The following is a 1,594-nucleotide window of genomic DNA, read 5'->3' as shown; positions in this document are numbered from 1 at the left end:
CGCGCGAGGGACACATCACGACCCTCGTGCACTATATCGGAACCTCTGAGGCTGGTGAGATTATTCGCGTCTCTGTCGTCGACACAGGCATCGGCATCGCGCCGGAGCAGCATGACAGGCTTTTCAAGCGGTTTTCGCAGGGTGATCCATCCATACGCAGGGAATATGGTGGAACTGGCCTTGGCCTTGCGATTTCAAAGCGTCTCGTCGAAATGATGGGCGGCCAGATCGGCATGGAGAGCGAGGAGGGCAGCGGCTCGACATTCTGGATTGAGCTGACATTGCCGCAGGCGCAGACATTGCCTGAACAGGTGACGGACTTGACGTTGCCTGCTGCGCGGCCCTCTCGCATCCTCATCGTTGAGGACGTGGAGATCAATCGCGAATTGGTGCAGATCCTTCTGGAAGCCGCAGGTCATACGATCGATGCCGTTTCGAACGGTGAGGAGGCTGTTGCCGCCGTTCAAGCAGTTTCCTACGATCTTGTGCTGATGGACATCCAGATGCCAGGTATGGATGGGCTGACCGCGATCAAGGAAATTCGGGCCTTGGATCATCCGGCAAGTCAGGTCTTTATTGCTGCGATGACGGCCAATGTTCTGCCTCAGCAAGTCCGTGCCTTCATGAAGGCGGGCTTCAACGATCATATTGGAAAGCCTGTCAGGCGCGAGGACCTGTTCAAGAAGCTAGGCGAATGGCTGCCTTTGGAGGGGGAGGCCTCCAAAGAACCGCCTCTTTCTCCGAGGATCTCTTTCAAGGAAAGACACTTCGAAGACTTCAAAATGACGATCGGCGTCGAGCGTGTCGGGCAGTGGCTAATGCGCCTGGATGAGGAGCTGAGAACAAGCTTCGCGGGTGATTGTTTCGCCGAGTTGGATCGCATGCAGATCGCAAAAACTGCTCATGCGATCACATCTCAAGCTGCTTTGCTCGGCTTCTCGGAATTGGCGGAGCTTTGCACGGCCTTGGAGCGGGAATGCGCCACCGAAGAGGATATTGGGGTATCGCTGGATAAGGTTTGTTGCGCCGCCCACACCGCGCGAGAGCTGATCGCCGGCATGGGATCGCTCTCTGCCGCATAGCGCGTTCAGCCTAGGCCATTCAGGCGAATGGAGTTACTCCTAAAACTGAGTCATTGTTGACCTTTTAAGGGGCCAGGCTTGTCCAAGGGTGTGTCCTCGGGGGCAAAAATGACGATGTCGCATCAACCGAACTTCTGGCTGAAATCGTTTCTTTCTCATCTCGGCAGACTGAGAAGGGATGAGAACGGGGCAACCGCGGTCGCAATCGCCATCATGTCTCCCGTGTTGATCGGCGGCATGGCTATGGGGGGCGAGACCGGTTACTGGTACTACACTCAACGTAAGTTGCAGCATGCAGCGGACGTTGCCGCACATTCCGCCGGTGTGCGTAAGCGGGTTGGTGAGAGCGGGACTGCACTTCGCAGTACGGCCATCAAGATTGCTTCCGCCTCTGGATTCATCCCCGTCATGTCTGATACGGACCCGGATCCCGAGGTCACCGAGCTTGCGGCAACTAACATCACGATCAACAATCCGCCGACGAATGGCATCGCTGCAGGTGATAACAAGGC

General features: G+C 56.5%; 2 protein-coding genes. Both read left to right on the top strand.

The features are described from left to right. The first annotated feature begins 26 nt into the window (after positions 1-26). Positions 27-1,082, top strand: a complete 1,056-nt coding sequence (locus ACXJKO_RS31615; RefSeq protein ID WP_457094954.1) for a response regulator — start codon at positions 27-29, stop codon at positions 1,080-1,082. 108 nt (positions 1,083-1,190) lie between these two features. Then, a partial coding sequence (locus ACXJKO_RS31610) for a TadE/TadG family type IV pilus assembly protein (protein WP_457094953.1) occupies positions 1,191-1,594 on the top strand: 404 nt, incomplete at its 3' end.

Source organism: Microvirga sp. P5_D2 (assembly GCF_054049475.1).
The sequence above is the reverse complement of the archived record's forward strand: the minus strand, read 5'-3'. Positions and strand labels throughout refer to the sequence as shown.